Source organism: Streptomyces spirodelae (assembly GCF_017676385.1).
Taxonomy (GTDB): Bacteria; Actinomycetota; Actinomycetes; order Streptomycetales; family Streptomycetaceae; genus Streptomyces; species Streptomyces spirodelae.
The window spans coordinates 127,202-143,665 of the sequence record NZ_JAFFZN010000003.1 but is presented as its reverse complement, the minus strand read 5'-3'; the positions used below and the strand labels follow the sequence as shown (position 1 = coordinate 143,665).

Genomic DNA, 16,464 nt, shown 5'->3' with positions numbered 1-16,464 from the left:
CGCCGCCCTGATCCGGCGCTGAACTCCGCCTGGCGTAGGACCAACGGACGAGGGACTGGGCAACCACGGTAGGTGTCGCCTGTCACAGGTGGCACTTACCGTGGTGAGCATGCCAGCGACCGAGACCGACAGCGACGCCCTGCCCCCGCCCCCCGACCCGGTGGCGCTCCGCGCGGAGTCCGTGCTCAGCGCCGCCCACCGGCCGCTGACATTCGGCATCGTCTCCGTCGTCCTCCTCATCGCCTTCGAGGCGACGGCGGTCGGCACGGCCATGCCGCTGGCCGCCGACGAACTGAACGGCATCTCCCTCTACGCGTACGCGTTCTCCGCGTTCTTCACCACCTCCGTCGTCGGCATGGTCGCCTCGGGGCAGTGGTGCGACCGGGGAGGACCGCTGCCCCCACTGGCCACCGGCATCGCACTCTTCGCCGGTGGCCTCGTGCTGTCCGGCACCGCCGTGGCCATGTGGGTGTTCGTGCTCGGCCGCGCCGTGCAGGGCGTCGGCGGCGGGCTGGTGATCGTCGCCCTCTACGTCACCGTCAGCCGCGCCTACCCCGAGCGGCTGCGGCCCACCGTGATGGCCGCGTTCGCCGCCTCCTGGGTGGTGCCCTCCGTCGTCGGCCCGCTGATCGCCGGCACCGTCGCCGAACAGCTGGGCTGGCGCTGGGTCTTCCTCGGTATACCGGTGCTCGTGGTGCTGCCGCTGCTGGTGATGCTGCCGCCCCTCAGGCGCCGGGCCTCGGGCCCGCCCGAGGACGCCTCCCGCGAGACGGAGGACGAAGCCGCCCCGGGCGGCTCGGCCGAGTCCGCGACGGGCGGACGGCGCATCAGGCTCGCGGTCGTCGTCGCGCTGGGCGCCGGACTGCTCCAGTACGCCGGCCAGGACCTCCGCCCCCTCGCGCTGCTGCCCGCCGCCGCGGGCGTCGCCCTGCTGGTCTTCGCGCTGCGGGTGCTGCTCCCCCGCGGAACAGCACGGGCGGCACGCGGCCTGCCCGCCGTGGTCCTGCTGCGCGGCATCGCGGCCGGTTCCTACGTCGTCGCCGAGAGCTTCGTGCCGCTGATGCTGGTGACCCAGCGCGGACTGTCGGTCACCCTCGCCGGACTCACCCTGGCCGCCGGAGGCGCGCTGTGGGCGCTGGGCTCCTTCACCCAGTCGCGGCCCCGGCTGGAACCGCACCGGCAGCGCCTCGTCCAGACCGGCATGACGCTGGTCACCCTCGCCATCGGCTACACGCCGCTGGTGCTGGTGGAGTCGGTACCGGTGTGGACGCTCGCACTGGCCATGGGCATCGGCTGCTTCGGCATGGGCCTGACCATCTCCTCGCTGAGCGTGCTCCTGCTGGGCCTCTCGGCGCCTCGGGAGGCCGGGCGCAACTCCGCTGCCCTGCAGCTGAGCGACGGACTGTCCAACGTCCTGCTGCTCGCCCTGACCGGCGCCCTCTTCGCGGCGCTCGGCGGCGGCGCGGTCACGGTGACCGAAGCCGCCCCGGACGCGGGAGCCGGTGGTGCCGAGGGGGCACGGCCGGCGGCGTTCACGGCCGTGTACGCAGTCTCCGCCGTCGTCGCGCTCATCGGTGTATGGGTGGCGGGACGGCTGCGTCCCGAGGCGGACGACGCCCGGCCTCGTACGGCCACCGCTGTGGTGGCCGGGACGGCCGAGGTGACCGGGGCAGCCGGGGCGACCGGGGCGACCGGGGCAGCCCGGGCGACCGGGGCGGAGGAGACCGCCGGGACACAGCGAAAGCTGAGTGATTCAGCTGAGTGATCCAGAAGCGGAGCCGCCCGACCGCCACCCGACCCCAAAATCTGCTTATGGTTCTGTCCCTGCATAGGGTTCGGGGCATGTTCGACTCGCGGCACATCCAGACCTTCCACGAAGTGGTGCGAGCGGGCTCCTACTCCGCCGCGGCCCGCGCACTGGGCTACACCCAGCCCGCGATCACGCAGCAGATGAAAGCGCTCGAACGGTCCGTCGGCACCCCGCTGTTCATCCGCGTCGGCCGCCGGATGCGGCTCACCGAGGCCGGACAGGCGCTGGCACGCCACTCCGAGACGATCCTGGAGAGCATCCGCACGGCGCGGCAGCAGATGGAGTCCCTCACCAGACTCCAGGCCGGGAAGGTGACCGTCTGCGCCTTCCCCAGTGCGGGCGCCACCCTGGTCCCCGAAGCCCTCGCCGAACTGGCCGCCGAGCATCCCGGCATCCGGGTCGAGCTCCAGGAGGACGAACCGCCCGAGTCGCTGCGCCGGGTGGTACGCGGCGAGTGCGATATCACCCTCGCCTTCACCTACCCCGGCCTGCGCGAACAGGTGCCCGGGGAACTGGTGGAGATACCGCTCCTGGAGGACCAGCTCACCGTGCTGCTGCCGACCGGGCACCCGATGGCCCGGCGCCGCGCGGTACGGCTCCGCGAGCTGGCGGACGAACGCTGGATCGCCGGCTGCCTGCGCTGCCGGGCCAACTTCCTCCACGAGTGCGCCGAGTTGGGCTTCGCGCCCGAGATCGCCTTCACAACGGACGACAACCTGGTCGTCCAGAGCCTGGTCGCCGAGGGCCTGGGCGTCGCCATGGTGCCGGGCCTCGTACTGTCCTTCCTCGTCCACAAGAAGGTGACGGGCCGCGCCCTGGACCCTGCCTCGCGCCGCCAGGTCTCGGCGTACGTACTGCGCGAGCACCTGGAGATACCGGCGACCGCGCGGGTACTGGAGGCGCTGCGCGCGGTGGCGGAACGGCGGGTGGGCTGCTGAGGGTGCCCGGCAGACCGCCGGGCACCCATAAGCAGAGTTGAGGGAGTCCCCAACGAACCGTCGTTGGACGTGATGGATGGCCGCCGCGACGCTGCCCGTATGACAGCGACGACGACCACGACGACCGCTGCCTCCGCGGCGAGGACGACGGGGCGCATGCGCGCCCTCATCGAGGATATGCGCGAGGCCGTCGGCAGGGGGCTGCCGCCGGATGTGACCGCGTATCTGGTCGGGGAGAAGCTGGCTCCGCACCTGGGCGCCGACGATCTGCTGACCGGCGCGCAGTGCGAGCCCGACCCGGAGCGCTACCGCCAGCACGTGCTGCACGCCGAGAGCGACGGCAGTTTCTCCGTCGTCGCGCTGGTGTGGCTGCCCGGCCAGGGCACGTCCGTTCACGACCACGTCTCCTGGTGCGTCACCGGCGTCCACCAGGGCGAAGAGCACGAGCGCCGCTACCGGCTGCTGCCCGCCGATGCCGCCACCGGCGGCAGTGCGCGGCTCGTCGCCACGGAGGACGTCGTCAACCCGGCCGGCGCGGTGTGCGGGTTCGCGCCTCCCGGTGACATCCACCGCGTCTGGAACGGGTGCGACTCGGTCGCCGTCTCCCTGCACATCTACGGCGCCGACATCTCGCGGCTCGGGAGCAGCGTGCGCCGCGTCTACGACCTTCCGGTCGATGCGGCCGACCCGGCCGACGCCTGATGGCGTTGCTGGGGGCTCGGGGGCACGTCTCGCCCGCTCGGGGAGGGGACGCTCCGGGAGGGGCCGCCTCAGGTGCGGCTTCTGGCACGGGCGCGGGTGCGGCTCCTGACGCGGGCGCGGGCGCGGCTGCGGTGTCGGCCTCCTCGGATACGCGGAGATCCGGAGGGACAGCTTCTTCCGCGCGGAAGCCGAGCCGGCTGCCCGGACTGGCGCTGGCCGCGCTGGGCGTGGCCGCCGCCTCGGCTGTGCATCTGCTGGTGCCCGCCGTTCCCATGCTGACGGTGGCGGTGGTGCTGGGTATCACCGCAGCGCACCTGCCAGGGCTGCGCGGACTGGTGCGCGGGGCCGCACGCCCGGGGCTGACTCTGGCGGGCAAGCGGCTGATGCGGCTCGGCATCGTGCTGCTCGGTCTGAAGCTCGCGCTGAGCGATGTGCTGGGGCTCGGATGGGCGACGGTGGCCATGGTGGCGTGCGTCGTCGTCGCCACCTTCTTCGGCACCGTATGGCTCGGCCGCAAGCTGGGGCTGCGCGGTGACCAGCCGCTGCTCGTCGCGACCGGCTACTCCATCTGCGGCGCGTCCGCCATCGGCGCCGTCAGTGAGGTGCGGGGCAGCGAGGAGGAGGACGTCGCCACGTCCGTCGCCCTGGTGACGCTGTGCGGAACGTTGGCCATCGCCGTACTGCCGCTGCTGCGGGCGCCGTTGGGGCTGGACGCCGGGGAGTTCGGCCGCTGGGTCGGTGCCGGGGTGCACGACGTGGGGCAGGTGGTCGCCACGGCCCAGACCGCGGGGCCTGCGGCGCTGGGCCAGGCGGTGCTGGTGAAGCTCCTGCGCGTGATGATGCTGGCGCCGTTGGTGGCCTGCATGGTGCTGGCGGTTCGCCGCCGCGCGGGTTCCGCGGGCGCCGCTGTCGTGGGGAAGCGCCCGCCATTGGTCCCCCTGTTCGTGGTGGGGTTCCTCGTCATGGTCGTTCTCCGTACGACGGGGCTGCTGCCGGCCGCGGTGCTGGACGGTGCGGCACGGGCCCAGGAAATCCTGCTGGCTGCGGCTCTTTTCGGGCTGGGCAGCGCGGTGCATCTGCCGTCGTTGACGCGCACCGGGTTGCGGGTCGCCGCCCTGGGGCTGGCGGCTTGGGTGGTCGTCGCCGGTGCCTCGTACGGGGGCGTACTGCTGACGATGTGAGCGCACCTCTTGCGGAGTGGCCCACCGGGTTGTGGACGCACGCCGCGTGGTGCCCCCCTGCTGCCGCCGAGTGGTGTGTCGGGTGGGTCCCCATTGCCTTACAAGTCCCTCCTCATTGGTGCGGGGCCCTGGTCCGGTCGGTGACGACCCTGCGGGAGGTGGGCTATTTCGGGTCGCGGTTGAACTGTGCGGTGGACCAGAGGTAGCCGAGGCTGGCCAGGGCGAGGGCCCAGGCGATCGCCAGCCAGGCGTTGTTGCCGATGTCGGTGCCCAGCAGGAGGCCGCGCAGGGTTTCGATGGCGGGGGTGAAGGGCTGGTACTCCGCGATCGGCTGGAACCAGCCCGGCATCGCCTCCAGCGGGACGAAGGCACTGGAGATCAGGGGGAGGACGATCAAGGGGGTGGCATTGTTGCTGGCCGCCTCGGCATTGGGGCTGGACAGGCCCATACCCACCGCGATCCAGGTCAGCGCGAGAGCGACCAGTGCGATCAGGCCGAACGCCGCCAGCCACTCCAATGCTGTGGCGTCGGTGGAGCGGAAGCCGATGGCCACCGCGACCGCGCCGACGACGATGACGCTGAGGACCGACTGCAGCACGCTGCCGACCACATGTCCGATCAGGACGGAGGGGCGGTGGATGGCCATGGTGCGGAAGCGGGCCATGATGCCCTCGGCCATGTCCATGGACACGGAGACGGCGGTCCCGGCTGGGGTGGCGCCGATGGTCATCAGAAGGATGCCAGGGACGATGTAGGCGATGTAGGCGGAGCGGTCGGGGCCGCCGCCGTCGATGCCCGCGCTCATCGTGTCGCCGAAGACGTACACGAACAGCAGCAACAGCATGATCGGGGTCAAAAGCAGGTTCAGTGTGAGGGAGGGATAGCGGCGCGCGTGCAGGAGGTTGCGGCGCAGCATGGTGGTCGAGTCGCGGACGGCGAGGGACAGGGTGCTCATCGGGTGGTCTCCTTGGGCTGGCGGGTGGTGAGGGCGAAGAAGACGTCGTCCAGGTCGGGGGTGTGCACGGTCAGCTCGTCCGCTTCGATACCGGCCGAGTCCAGCCAGTCCAGGAGGGAGCGCAACTCGCGTTGGCTGCCGTCGCTGGGGATCTGGAGGGTGAGGGCGTCGTCGTCGCGGGTGGTCTCCCGCAGGGAGGATGCGGCCGCCTGGTAGGTGGCCGGGTCGGTGAAGCGCAGCCGGATGTGGCCGCCGGGGATGAGGCGCTTGAGCTCCTCCGCGCTCCCCTCCGCAGCGATCTTTCCGTCGCTCAGGACCGCGATGCGGTCGGCGAGTTCGTCGGCCTCCTCCAGGTACTGGGTGGTGAGGAAGACGGTGACGCCGCCGGAGACCAGCTCGCGGATGATCTGCCACATGTTGTGGCGCGAGCGCGGGTCCAGGCCGGTGGTCGGCTCGTCCAGGAAGATGATCCGCGGGCTGCCCACCAGCGTCATCGCGATGTCCAGGCGGCGTCTCATGCCGCCGGAGTAGGTGGAGGCGGGCTTCCTCGCCGCGTCGACGAGATCGAAGCGCTCCAGGAGCTCGGCGGTGACACGCCGGCCCTCACGGCGCGGAAGGTGGTGCAGGTCCGCCATCAGAAGCATGTTCTCCTCACCCGTGATCAGACCGTCCACAGCGGAGAACTGACCGGTGACGCCTATCGCGCCACGCACCCCCTGCGCCTCACCGGCTATGTCGTGACCCGCGACCTGCGCCTGCCCGCCATCAGCGGCGATCAGCGTGGAGAGGATCTTCACCGCCGTGGTCTTACCCGCGCCGTTCGGGCCGAGGAGAGCGAAGACCGAGCCGGCCGGGATGTGCAGATCGATGCTGTCCAGTACCACCTTGTCGCCGTAGGACTTGCGCAGGCCGTTCGCCGTGATGGCGGATGGGATGGACGTGGGCATGACAGATGAAGGCATGGAGCCCTCCCGTTCGGAGGTTGAAGTGACTGAGGTGAGGGGCCGGTGCTCAGGCGCGGGCGCGGCGGATGTCGATGTTGCCGTAGCGGGTCCGGGCACGGACCTTGACGGTGTCCTCGCTCTCCTCCGGGGCCTCGGAGGCGGTGAGCGTGTTGCGTACCTGCCCTCGGTCGGAGCTGACGTCCAGCCAGGCGGCGGTGCCCTCGCGGATGCCGACCTCGATGGCGCCGCCGGAGGTGTCCAACTGGACGGTGCCGCGGGCGACATCGGCGACGCGCAGGGTGCCGTGGGCGGTGGCGGCGGTGACGGAGTCCTCGGCGCGCGCGATGTCGATGTCGCCGTTGGCGCCTTTCACCTGCAGCTCACCGGTCGCGGCGCCGACGATCGTGGTGCCGTGGGAGTTCTTCAGGACGGCGGGGCCGTCGATCAGGCCGACGCGCAGGCTCCCGAAGTTGGTGGTGATCTCGGCGGCGCCCTCGATCTGCTCGACGGTGACCGACCCGTAGGAGGCGGCGAGCCGGAGCGGTCCCGTCGTGTCGAGGCGGGTGTCACCGCCCGAGGTCTTCACACGGACCTCGCCGAGTCGGCCCTCGCCGAGCACCTGGGTCCAGGAACCGGTCACCTCGACGCTCGAACCCGCGGGCACCTCGACCGTCACGTCGACGAGGCCGCCGGGCCCGATGAAGACGCGCTCCTTGGTCCTGACCGTCAGAAGACCGCTCGCGTACGAGACCTCGGTCTGCTCGGCAGCCCGCACATCCTTGTCCCGCTTCGGGTCGCGGGGCCGCACCTCGACGACCGTGTCGGGGCGGTCCCCCGCGGCGAACTGGATGGAACCGGCGCCCACGTGGGCGGTGACCGCGATCGGCGCCGGAGTGTCGAAAGAAGGCATGGCTGTACCGTCCTCGTGAGTCCTTGGGGCGTCCCCGCTGGTGGGACGTGATGGAGGTGAAGCAGAAGGGGCGGGCGGCTAGCGCACCCAGCCCGTGAAGCTCTGGCCGACGGTGCGGGTCCGCTCCGTCGGCCGCGCACCGCCGTCGACCGCGGCCGACACGGCCCGCACCAGCCACGCGTTGACCGACAGGCCCTCCCGGCTCGCCGCCTCCTCGGCGCGCGCCTTGAGATTGGCCGGCAGCCGCAGATTGACGCGCGCGGTACCGCCCTCGTCCCCCTCGGCCTTGAGGGGTTCGGCAGACGCGGCGGCCACTTCCGCAGGGCCGCCGTCCGCGGGCGGCGGCGTCACCACGAAGTCGGGGTCGAGCCCGCGCAGCCGTACGTCGACCGAGCCGGGTGCGAGCTCCCGGGTGATCTCGTCCATCGCGGCCGAGAGCACGTTGAGAATGGTCAGCCGAGTCGCCGACTCCAACGGAGCGGTGAGCCGTTCGGCCAGCTCGCGCGCTTCCTCCCCACCGGCCTCGGCGGCCACCGCGAGCTCACGACGGAGGGAATCGACATACGGGGTGAGATCCATGACGCCATCATGGCACCAATATGGCACCACAGGCAACCCCCAATGAAGCCTCACCGGCTCAATGCCATCCCGACCTGCAGAAACATCGATGGCACCACCCTGGTGCCACTGGAGTGCCACTACCCGCAGGGTCGTCACCGACCGGGCCAAGGACCCGCACCACTGAGGGACCTGGCCCCACTTGCGTCAAGGGCGAGGCACCAGGCGGAAGGGGGCCTACGGGCCCCAAGGGCGCAGCCGGGTCCCAAGAGCGCAGCCCCTACACCGGCGTGACGGCCGCCTGGGGCCGGATGGGGAGCCGATTCACAGGGCGCCCCGTCGCCGCCCGCACAGCACCGGCCACCGCCGCCGGCGTCACGACAACCGGCACCGACGAAGCGGCCTTCGCCCCGAACGGCGCCACCACATCCCGCTCCTCCACGAGCTTGACCACCCGGATATCGGGCGTGTCCAACGCCGTGGGCAACGCGTAGGCCGTGAAGTCGGCGTGCCGCACCACGCCCTTGGCCACCCGCAGGTGCTCCGTCAGAGCGGTGCCGATGCCCTGGGTGACCCCCGCCTCCAGGCGGGCCCGCAACTGGCGGGGGTTCAGCACAGCGCCGACGTCCTGGGCGAGGGCGACCTCGACCACCCGCACCGACCCCAACTCGATGTCGACGTCGACAACAGCGCGCACCGCCGCGAACGCGAGGCCGACGAAGGCGTCGCCCTGGCCCCATTCGTCCAGCGGTTCCGTCGGATGGGGGCGGCACTGCGCTGTCGCCCACAGCTCCTTGCCCTCCAGCGCCTCGGCCACCGTCGTCGAGAGCACCCCGTCATAGGAGGTGATCTTGCCGTCGGCGATGGTCAGCAGCTCCGTGGACATGCCGAACTTGGCCGCGAGGGGCTGCAGCAGCTGCGTACGCACCATCTTGGCGGCGCGCTCCACCGCGCCGCCCGACACCCAGGTGTGCCGCCCGCGGCCACTCGCCCCGGAGGGGGGCTGGTCCGTGTCCACGGAGGCGACGTGCACCTCCTCGACGCCGAGGACCTCCTGGACGATCTGCCGGGCCAGCGTGTCGAAGCCCTGCCCGGACTCGACGGCTGCGCACATCACGGTGGCCACGGGCCCGTTGACCTTCACCGTCGCCGTGGACACCTCGTCGGTGCCCTCGGCACCGAGCATGTGCACCATGCCGAGCGCGTAACCGACCCCACGGCGCACCGCCGTGGGGTCGCCGGCGCCCTCCGGCCCGCCGGGCAGCAGCCACTCCTCCTCGGGCGCGTCCTTGGGCAGCGGGGGCAGCGGCGCCTCGTGGACGGCGTCGAGCAGTTCGGCCACGGGTGCCGGGCAGGTGACGGTCTGGCCGATGGGCAGCAGATCACCCGTCGCCATCACGTTGCGGGCCCGCACCTGGACCGGGTCGAGCCCCAGCCGCTCGGCGAGCTTGTCCATCTGCCCTTCGTACGCGGCGCACACCTGCATGGCGCCCTCGCCGCGCAGGTGGCCGGACGGCGGGTTGTTGGTGCGTACGACCCAACCGTCGATCACCGCGTGCGGCACCACGTACGGGCCGCAGGCGAACGAGACGGCGGCGGCCAAGGCGTCGGAGGAGGTGTCCGCGTAGGCGCCGCCGTCCAGCAGGATCTGCGCCTCCACCTTGACCAGCGTGCCGTCGCTGTCCGCGTGGTGGCGGTAGCGCAGCAGGGTGGGGTGGCGGTGTGCGTGGCCGAGGAAGGACTCCTCGCGGTTGAGGGCGATCTTCACGGGGCAGCCGGTGCGCATGGCCAACAGCCCCAGCGGTACTTGGAGGGCGGCGTCCTCGCGGTCGCCCATGGCTCCGGGGACTCCGGTGACGACGATTTTGACCTGCTCGGGGGGGAGCCCGAAGCAGGCGGCTGCCAGGTCGCGGTCGGTGTGCGGGTCGGTGGAGGCGGTGTAGAGCTCGACCCCGCCGTCCGGCCGGGGGACGGCCAGCGCCGCCTCGGCGCCGATGGGTGCCGGGTCCTGCCGCCCGATCCGGTAGAGCCCTTCCACGACGACCTCTCCGGTCGCTTCGGGGTCGCCGTAGCGCAGCGGGATGTGGCGCAGCAGGTTGCCGTCCGGGTGCAGCGGCTCGGCCTCGAACGACTTCTCCGGGTCGGTGACCGGCTCCAGCACCTCGTACTCGACGGCGATGGCGGCCGCTGCCAGCCGCGCCGTGTCGGGGTGGTCGGCCGCGACGGCGGCGATCGGTTCGCCGTGGTAGCGCACCATGTCCCGTGCGAACGCCGGCTGGTCGGCGATCTTGCGCCCGTGCGCGGAGTCGCCGGGTACGTCCTCGTGGGTGATGACCGCCCGGACGCCGGGCATCTTGGCGGCCTCTTCGGTGTCGATCGACAGGATGCGTGCGTGCGGGTGCGGCGACCGGTGCACCGCGGCCCACAGCAGCCCCTCGGCCCACAGGTCGGCGGCGTAGGGGAAGGTGCCCTGCGCCTTGGCGTAGGAGTCGGTGGGCAGGACGGAGGCGCCCAGGCCGTGCGGCTCGGGCTCACCGTGCGTGCCCAGCGCACCGGCGCCGGGGGCGCCCGCGCCGGGGCCGACGCCGGTGTGACCGTCAGCCGTTTCCGTCATGCCGTCGCCTTTCTGTGCGTGGGTGCGTTCCGGTGAGCCGGTGAGAGAGTGCCCCTGTCCGACGGTTGCGGACTGCGGCTCCACGCGGGCTGGTCGCGCCGTTCCCCGCGCCCCTTCGGGGCGCGGTCACTCCTGCGCTGCGAAGCTTGCCACCATGCCGGGTACGCATCACGACTCGCCGCCGTTCTCGGGGTGCCGGGTCTGGTGCGGGATGTGCGCGCCGTAGGTGCCGTCGGGGTAGGTGCCGTCGGGGTAGGTGCCGTCGGGGTACGCGGCCTCGTAACCGTAGCCGTCGGGTCCGTAGCCGCCCTGTTCGTGGCTGTTCTGTTCGTAGCCGCTCTGCTCGTGGCCGCTCTGCCCGTGGCCGCCCTGTTCGTAGGGCACCCCGCCGTAGGTCGCGCCTTCGTCGTACGCTCCGGGCCCGTAGCCGCCACCCGGCTGCTGCTCGTAGCCGCCCTGCTGTTGCTCGTACGGGACCGGCTGCTGCTCGTACCCGCCGTGCGCGTAACCGCTCTGCGGGTCGAAGCCGCCCTGGCCGTGGTCGGCGTGGCCGGGGTACTGGCCGTGGCCAGGGTGCTGCTGGTCGATGGCTGCCTGGGACTGGGCGTGGGCCTGGGCCTGTTCCTGGGCCTCCGCCTCGGCGGCCTCCCGCTCGGCCCGCGCGGCGCGCTGCTCGACGACCGTACGGACCGCGTCGAGCACCCCGCGATAGCCCGAGCACCGGCACAGGTTGCCGCTGATGGCCTTGCGGGTCTCGAGTTCGGTGGGGGCGTGGTTGCCCTCCAGCAGGTCGTGCACGGTCATCGCGAGGCCCGGCACGCAGAACCCGCACTGCACCGATCCGCTCTCGGCGAGCGCGCACTGCACGTCGGACGGCGTGCCGTCGGCCGACAGCCCCTCGACGGTGCGCACTTCGCTCCCGGCCGCGGTGGCCGCCGGCACCAGGCACGCGGCCACCAGCCGCCCGTCCACCTGTACCGAGCAGGCCCCGCACTCCCCCTGCGAGCAGCCGTCCTTGGCACCGGCCAGGCCCAGCCGCTCCCGCAGTACGTACAGCAGCGACTCGCCGATCCAGGCGCTGGCGACGGGCCGGTCCACGCCGTTGACCCGCAGGACGTACGAGACGTGCGGATGCTCGTCCTCCGTCTCGACGGCCTCGGGGAGCGGCGCCGCGTCCTCCTCGTCCGCCGGGTCCGCCTCACCGTCGGCCTCGGCGGCACCCGCAGGACCCCCCTCGGAGTCGGACGCGGGGTCGGACTCGGACCCGGGCTCCGGCTCGGGGGCGGCCTCGGACCCGGCCTCCGCTGCGGGTTCGGTCCCGGGCGTGGGCGGGGCGCCGGTCGCGTGCCCGGGGCCGGCCTCGGTTCCGGTCGCGGCCTGCTCGGACTCGGGATGCTCGGACTCGGGGTGCTCGGGGCGGGGTTGGGATACGGCCTCGGGTCCGGGCCCGGGCGCTTCCCCGGCCTCTGTTCGCGCGGCGGCGTCCGACTCGGGCTCGGCCGCCTGCGGTTGGGGAGCGGGCGGCGGCACGGGTGCCGGAGCGGCCTGGGCCAGGGAGGTCACCTCGGAGTCCGAGTGGCTCTCCGGCCCGGCGGGCGGGGCGGGCGGCTCTCCGGCGACGATCCCGGGCTGCTGGGGCTCGGGTACGGGCGAGGCGTCCGCGTGGTCGGCAGTGGGCACACTCGGGAAGCGGTACGCGGTGGTGGAACCGGGCACACCGTCGGCCGGCCACGTCTGCGTGCCCGGCTCCTGCGGGGGCAGCGGTCCGGGACCTGCCGCGTCCGGTGCGCTCCCGGGCACGGGAGCCGGGCTGTCCCAGTGCGGCGCGGACGCCGGGGACGAGGGCGTCCACGCGTGCGCGGGCTCACCCTCCTGGGCCCCGGCCCCGGCCCCGGGCGCGTCGGCCCGGGGACCGCCGGACACGGGCGCACCGGCCTCGGGATCGCGGTGTACGGGGGTGCGACTGCCGGGCATCGGCGTACCCGAAGCGGGCGTACCCGGCACCGGCGTACCCGAAGCGGGCGTACCCGGCACCGGCGTACCCGCAGCAGGCGTACCCGGCACCGGCGTACCCGAAGCGGGCGTACCCGGCACCGGCGAACCCGGTGCGGGCGAACCCGGCCCAGGCGGTGTGGGTTGCTCGTCCGTGGTGGCCGCGCGGGCCACCCCCGTGCCCAGGGGGCGGCGTCCGGTGCGGGCCTCGTGGGAGCCCGCGAGCGCGGCAGCGGCGCCCTGGCCGAACCCGCCGGGCGCGGCGGGCGCAGACGCGGCGGAGTCGCCCTGGGTGTCCTGAGGGGTGCCGGGAAGGCCCTGGCTGCTCCCCTGGCCGCCCAGGGTGTCGTTCGGAGTGCCGTGCGGGTTGGGGCCGTTGACCGGCTGCCCCTGCTCCGGGACGCCCGCCCCGTGCGCGTGGCCCTGCCCGGAGTCGGGGCCGTACTGCTCGGGCTGTGCGTACGCCCCGGGTTGCCCGTAAGGTCCCGACTGCCCGTACGGTCCAGGCTGACCGGCTCCGTCGGTGCCGGCCCCCGCTCCCTGTTCGCCGTGCTCGGGTGCGAACGGCAGCACCCAGTGGCCGCCGGTGGCCGGATCGGCGGCGGGGAGCGGCGAGCCGGTGCCGCCGTCCGCCGCGGTGTGGGACGACGGGTCGATCGGCGGTGGCGTGTAGCCGCCCTGGCCCGTTCCGGGTGCGGCCAGCGGCACGTCCTCGGCGAACTCCCCGAAGCCACCGCTGGGGAGCTGGACGAAGGCTGTGGCGTCGGCGTCGTACTCGCCGCCGCCCCAGCTCCTGGGCACGTGCTGCCCGTACGGGGCCTCCTGCGCGTACGGGTCACCGCCGTACTGTCCGCCGCCGTGCTGATCGCGGCCGTGCTGGTCGCCGCCGTACTGCTCGCCGTACTGGTCGGCACCGTACTGCTCGGCGCCGCCCGCGCCGTTTCCGTACTCGCCCGTGTCCGTGTGCGCGTTCACGTGTCCGTGCGGGTCCGCACCCGCGTGCGGACCCGCGCCCCCGTTCCGGTTTCCGTTCCCGTTGTCGTGTGGTGCCTGTGGTGTGCCGCTCATGCGAGAGCCCTCCCGAGTCCTCGGCGGGCCAGTGTCGCCACCGTACGCCGCAAGTGCAGTGCGGCGGGCGGAAGCTGGGGAACGGCGCCGGACGTGCCGTCGGCGCCCTCCTCTGGCGGCGGGTCGGGGATGCACGCCATCGCGACGTACTCCCCGAAAGCGGACAGCGCCTCAGGGGCCAGGCTCCGCTCCCCGTCCCAGTCGATGAGCGAGGCGATCCACTGCTCGGCCTCCAGTGGGCGCAGCGGCATCGGCGCGACGGCGCCCACCGCGCACCGCACCCCGCGCCGCATCGGGTCGAGCACGACGGCGACGGAGGCCAGCGCGCGGCTCGGTCCGGTACGGCTGGTGGCCTTCAGAAAGGTCTGCGGGGCGTGCAGCAGCGGCACCTTCACATAGCCGACGACCTCGCTGGGCCGGAGCATCTCCATTCCGGCGAGCAGATGGCTGACCGGCAGCTCGCGGCGCGCGCCTTCCGGGCCCGCGATGGAGAGCGTGGCCTCCAGCGCGGCGAGTACGGGCAGCGCGTCCCCGGTGGGCGAGGCGCCGACGATGTTGCCGCCGAGGGTGCCCGCGTTGCGGATCTGCGGGGGGCCCGCGGCGCGCGCAGCGGCGGCGAGCGCGGGGATGAGCGCGGCGAAGTCGGCGCTGCCCATGCGCGCGTGGGTGAGGCCGGCGCCGAGCACGGCGTACCCGTCCTGGTAGGACCAGCCGCGGATCTCGCTGATCCGGCCGAGGCCGACCAGCGCGGCGGGGCGGAGCTGCCCTGAGTTGACGTCGGCCATCAGATCGGTGCCGCCGGCGACCGGCACGGCCGCCGGTACGGCGGAGAGCGCGGAGACGGCCTCGTCCAGGGTGGTCGGCAGCATGACAGCAGGGGGCACAGCCTGCGCGGCTCGTTCGCCGTCTGGTGCATGCCGTACGTGCGTGCTCAACCTGCTGCCCCTTCCCCGACATACCGGGCTCCCGGCTGCACTGCCGTACGGTACGTGCTCACAGCCCGGACGAGGCAACTCTGGCATATCTCGGCCCGCGCCTGGCACGAGGGCCAGGGATGGGCTCTTTCGTACCGTTTGACTGCGGGCGGCCGACCGTCACTCCGGCGGGTGGCCGTCCCTTGCCCGGGCGGGTGATCGGCCCTCACTCCGGCGGTGGCCGCCCTCACCCCAGCGGTCGCCCCGGAATTCCCGGCCGCCGCTGCCAGGGACGCGGCCCCGTCGCAGGACGGTATTCAACGCCGAGGGCGTCCAGGCGGGGCAGGTGTGCCCTCTCCAGGCGCTCCGCGAAGTCCTCGTACGGGTGGCCGGGCCCGGCCCAGGCGACCTCCGCGACGGCGGCGAGCCGGGGGAACATCTGATAGTCGACGCGTTGCGAACTCTCCGCGCACTCGGTCCACATATTGGCCTGCACCCCCAGCACCCGCCCCGCGAGCCCGGCCGCCGCCAGCCGCTCGGGCACCGGCCGCACCTCGTACACGTCCCGCAGCGACGCCACGTACCCCAGTGGCACGGGCTCCTCGTCGCCGGGCGCCTGCCGCCGGTCGAGGTACAGCTCGTGCTCGGGACACATCACCACATCGTGGCCCGCCTCGGCGGCCGCGATGCCACCCTCGTACCCCCGCCAGGAGGAGACGACGGCGCCCGGCGTCAGTCCGTCGCCCGCGAGGGTGCCGCCCTGGAGGATTTCGTCCCAGCCGACCATCCGCCGCCCGCGCTCGGCCAGCCACCGGTCGAAGTGCCGCACCAGCCACGCCTGGAGCGCTTCCTCGTCCTCCAGCCCCTCCCGCGCCATCCGGGCCTGCGCGGCGGCGGAGGCCCGCCACTGGTCCTTCGGCGTCTCGTCCCCGCCGATGTGGATGAAGGGGGACGGGAAGACGTCGAGCACCTCCTCCAGTACGTGCTCGTAGAAGCGCAGCACCTGGTCGGTGGGTGCCAGCAGATGCGGGCTGACGCCCCAGTCGGTCCAGACCTCGACTTCGGTCCCCGTGCTGCCGAGTTCGGGGTAGGCGGCGATCGCGGCCTGCGAGTGCCCGGGCAGTTCGATCTCGGGTACGACGGTGATGTGCCGGTCTGCGGCGTACGCCACGATTTCGCGAAGGTCGTCCTTGGTGTACCAGCCGCCGTGCGGACGCTCGTCCCACAGCGGGGAGGCGCGGTGGCCCACCCGGGTACGGGACCGCCGACCGCCGACCTCGGTGAGCCGCGGGTAGCGCTGGACCTCCATCCGCCAGCCCTGGTCGTCGGTCAGGTGCAGATGCAGGACGTTCAGCTTGTGCGCCGCGAGCAGATCGAGGATACGGAGCACCCCGTCCTTGGGCATGAAGTGCCGTGCCACATCCAGCAGCAGGCCGCGCCAGCCGAACCGCGGCGCGTCCTGGACGCGGACGGGAGGCACCTCGAGGGAGGTGAGGGCCCCGGCCCGCCGGAACGCCGCGGGCGGCAGCGCCTGCCGCAGAGTCTGTACGCCCCAGAACACGCCCGCCGCGTCCCCACCCTCGATCAGGGCACGTTCGGCGGTGACGTCCAGCCGGTACGACTCGGCGCCGAGGCCGGCATCCAGCCGGAGTTCGAGGGTGTTGCTGTTGCCTTGCTCCCCCTCCTGGAACGGCAGCACGGCCCGGCCCCGCAGCCACCGGGCGACCCCCGTCGTCCCGGGCCTGGCGAGGAGAGCGGTGCGGCTCCCCCATACGAAGGGCGGTCCCGCCTCCTCGCGCACCTCCCTGGCACACGGCACGAGGCCCGTCCCCCATCCGACCGCCGGCATGGCGCTTCCTCCTCACGGGTCGTCACCCC

12 protein-coding genes are annotated in these 16,464 nt (G+C 73.1%); 4 read left to right on the top strand and 8 right to left on the bottom strand.

What is annotated here, in order from left to right; all coding sequences use genetic code 11:
* The first annotated feature begins 109 nt into the window (after positions 1-109).
* The 4 genes from JW592_RS04805 to JW592_RS04790 all read left to right on the top strand — a co-directional run bounded on the left by JW592_RS04805 (position 110) and on the right by JW592_RS04790 (position 4,631).
* A complete protein-coding gene (locus JW592_RS04805; protein WP_209263606.1) occupies positions 110-1,765 on the top strand; it encodes an MFS transporter in 1,656 nt (551 codons plus the stop codon).
* 77 nt (positions 1,766-1,842) lie between these two features.
* Positions 1,843-2,748 carry a LysR family transcriptional regulator gene (locus tag JW592_RS04800; RefSeq protein ID WP_209263605.1) on the top strand — a complete coding sequence of 302 codons (906 nt, stop codon included), beginning with the start codon at positions 1,843-1,845 and terminating at the stop codon, positions 2,746-2,748.
* 99 nt (positions 2,749-2,847) lie between these two features.
* Positions 2,848-3,450 (top strand): cysteine dioxygenase family protein, encoded by a 603-nt coding sequence (locus tag JW592_RS04795; protein ID WP_229375199.1) that lies wholly within the window; start codon positions 2,848-2,850, stop codon positions 3,448-3,450.
* Between the two features lie 131 nt (positions 3,451-3,581).
* Positions 3,582-4,631, top strand: coding sequence for a YeiH family protein (locus tag JW592_RS04790; protein ID WP_307805289.1), 1,050 nt, complete (start codon positions 3,582-3,584; stop codon positions 4,629-4,631).
* 163 nt (positions 4,632-4,794) lie between these two features.
* Here the strand turns inward: JW592_RS04790 and JW592_RS04785 are convergent, their stop codons facing one another.
* From JW592_RS04785 to JW592_RS04750, 8 genes are all read right to left on the bottom strand, one after another.
* Positions 4,795-5,586: an ABC transporter permease gene (locus JW592_RS04785; RefSeq protein ID WP_209263604.1), complete on the bottom strand. Its 792-nt coding sequence runs from the start codon at positions 5,584-5,586 to the stop codon at positions 4,795-4,797.
* Positions 5,583-6,548 carry an ATP-binding cassette domain-containing protein gene (locus JW592_RS04780; RefSeq protein ID WP_209263603.1) on the bottom strand — a complete coding sequence of 322 codons (966 nt, stop codon included), beginning with the start codon at positions 6,546-6,548 and terminating at the stop codon, positions 5,583-5,585. Before JW592_RS04780 ends, JW592_RS04785 begins: the two co-directional genes overlap by 4 nt.
* A gap of 49 nt (positions 6,549-6,597) precedes the next feature.
* On the bottom strand, positions 6,598-7,440 hold the full coding sequence (locus tag JW592_RS04775) for a DUF4097 family beta strand repeat-containing protein (RefSeq protein WP_209263602.1): 843 nt from the start codon (positions 7,438-7,440) through the stop codon (positions 6,598-6,600).
* 78 nt (positions 7,441-7,518) lie between these two features.
* Positions 7,519-8,019: a toxin-antitoxin system HicB family antitoxin gene (locus JW592_RS04770; protein ID WP_209263601.1), complete on the bottom strand. Its 501-nt coding sequence runs from the start codon at positions 8,017-8,019 to the stop codon at positions 7,519-7,521.
* A gap of 259 nt (positions 8,020-8,278) precedes the next feature.
* A complete protein-coding gene (locus JW592_RS04765) occupies positions 8,279-10,612 on the bottom strand; it encodes a molybdopterin cofactor-binding domain-containing protein (protein WP_209263600.1) in 2,334 nt (777 codons plus the stop codon).
* Between the two features lie 168 nt (positions 10,613-10,780).
* A complete protein-coding gene (locus tag JW592_RS33515) occupies positions 10,781-13,672 on the bottom strand; it encodes a 2Fe-2S iron-sulfur cluster-binding protein (RefSeq protein ID WP_372446450.1) in 2,892 nt (963 codons plus the stop codon).
* On the bottom strand, positions 13,669-14,541 hold the full coding sequence (locus tag JW592_RS04755) for an FAD binding domain-containing protein (RefSeq protein WP_209263599.1): 873 nt from the start codon (positions 14,539-14,541) through the stop codon (positions 13,669-13,671). The genes JW592_RS33515 and JW592_RS04755 overlap by 4 nt, the downstream gene beginning before the upstream one ends.
* Before the next feature lie 292 nt (positions 14,542-14,833).
* Positions 14,834-16,435, bottom strand: coding sequence for a beta-N-acetylhexosaminidase (locus tag JW592_RS04750; RefSeq protein WP_209263598.1), 1,602 nt, complete (start codon positions 16,433-16,435; stop codon positions 14,834-14,836).
* Positions 16,436-16,464 lie beyond the last annotated feature (29 nt).

What these genes read in the sequence shown, in the direction of transcription:
- JW592_RS04805 (WP_209263606.1), top strand. Translation starts at nt 110, where the DNA reads ATGCCAGCGACCGAGACCGACAGCGACGCCCTGCCCCCGCCCCCCGAC.
- JW592_RS04800 (WP_209263605.1), top strand. Translation starts at nt 1,843, where the DNA reads ATGTTCGACTCGCGGCACATCCAGACCTTCCACGAAGTGGTGCGAGCG.
- JW592_RS04795 (WP_229375199.1), top strand. Translation starts at nt 2,848, where the DNA reads ATGACAGCGACGACGACCACGACGACCGCTGCCTCCGCGGCGAGGACG.
- JW592_RS04785 (WP_209263604.1), bottom strand. Translation starts at nt 5,586, where the DNA reads ATGAGCACCCTGTCCCTCGCCGTCCGCGACTCGACCACCATGCTGCGC.
- JW592_RS04780 (WP_209263603.1), bottom strand. Translation starts at nt 6,548, where the DNA reads ATGCCTTCATCTGTCATGCCCACGTCCATCCCATCCGCCATCACGGCG.
- JW592_RS04775 (WP_209263602.1), bottom strand. Translation starts at nt 7,440, where the DNA reads ATGCCTTCTTTCGACACTCCGGCGCCGATCGCGGTCACCGCCCACGTG.
- JW592_RS04770 (WP_209263601.1), bottom strand. Translation starts at nt 8,019, where the DNA reads ATGGATCTCACCCCGTATGTCGATTCCCTCCGTCGTGAGCTCGCGGTG.
- JW592_RS04765 (WP_209263600.1), bottom strand. Translation starts at nt 10,612, where the DNA reads ATGACGGAAACGGCTGACGGTCACACCGGCGTCGGCCCCGGCGCGGGC.
- JW592_RS33515 (WP_372446450.1), bottom strand. Translation starts at nt 13,672, where the DNA reads ATGAGCGGCACACCACAGGCACCACACGACAACGGGAACGGAAACCGG.
- JW592_RS04755 (WP_209263599.1), bottom strand. Translation starts at nt 14,541, where the DNA reads ATGCTGCCGACCACCCTGGACGAGGCCGTCTCCGCGCTCTCCGCCGTA.
- JW592_RS04750 (WP_209263598.1), bottom strand. Translation starts at nt 16,435, where the DNA reads ATGCCGGCGGTCGGATGGGGGACGGGCCTCGTGCCGTGTGCCAGGGAG.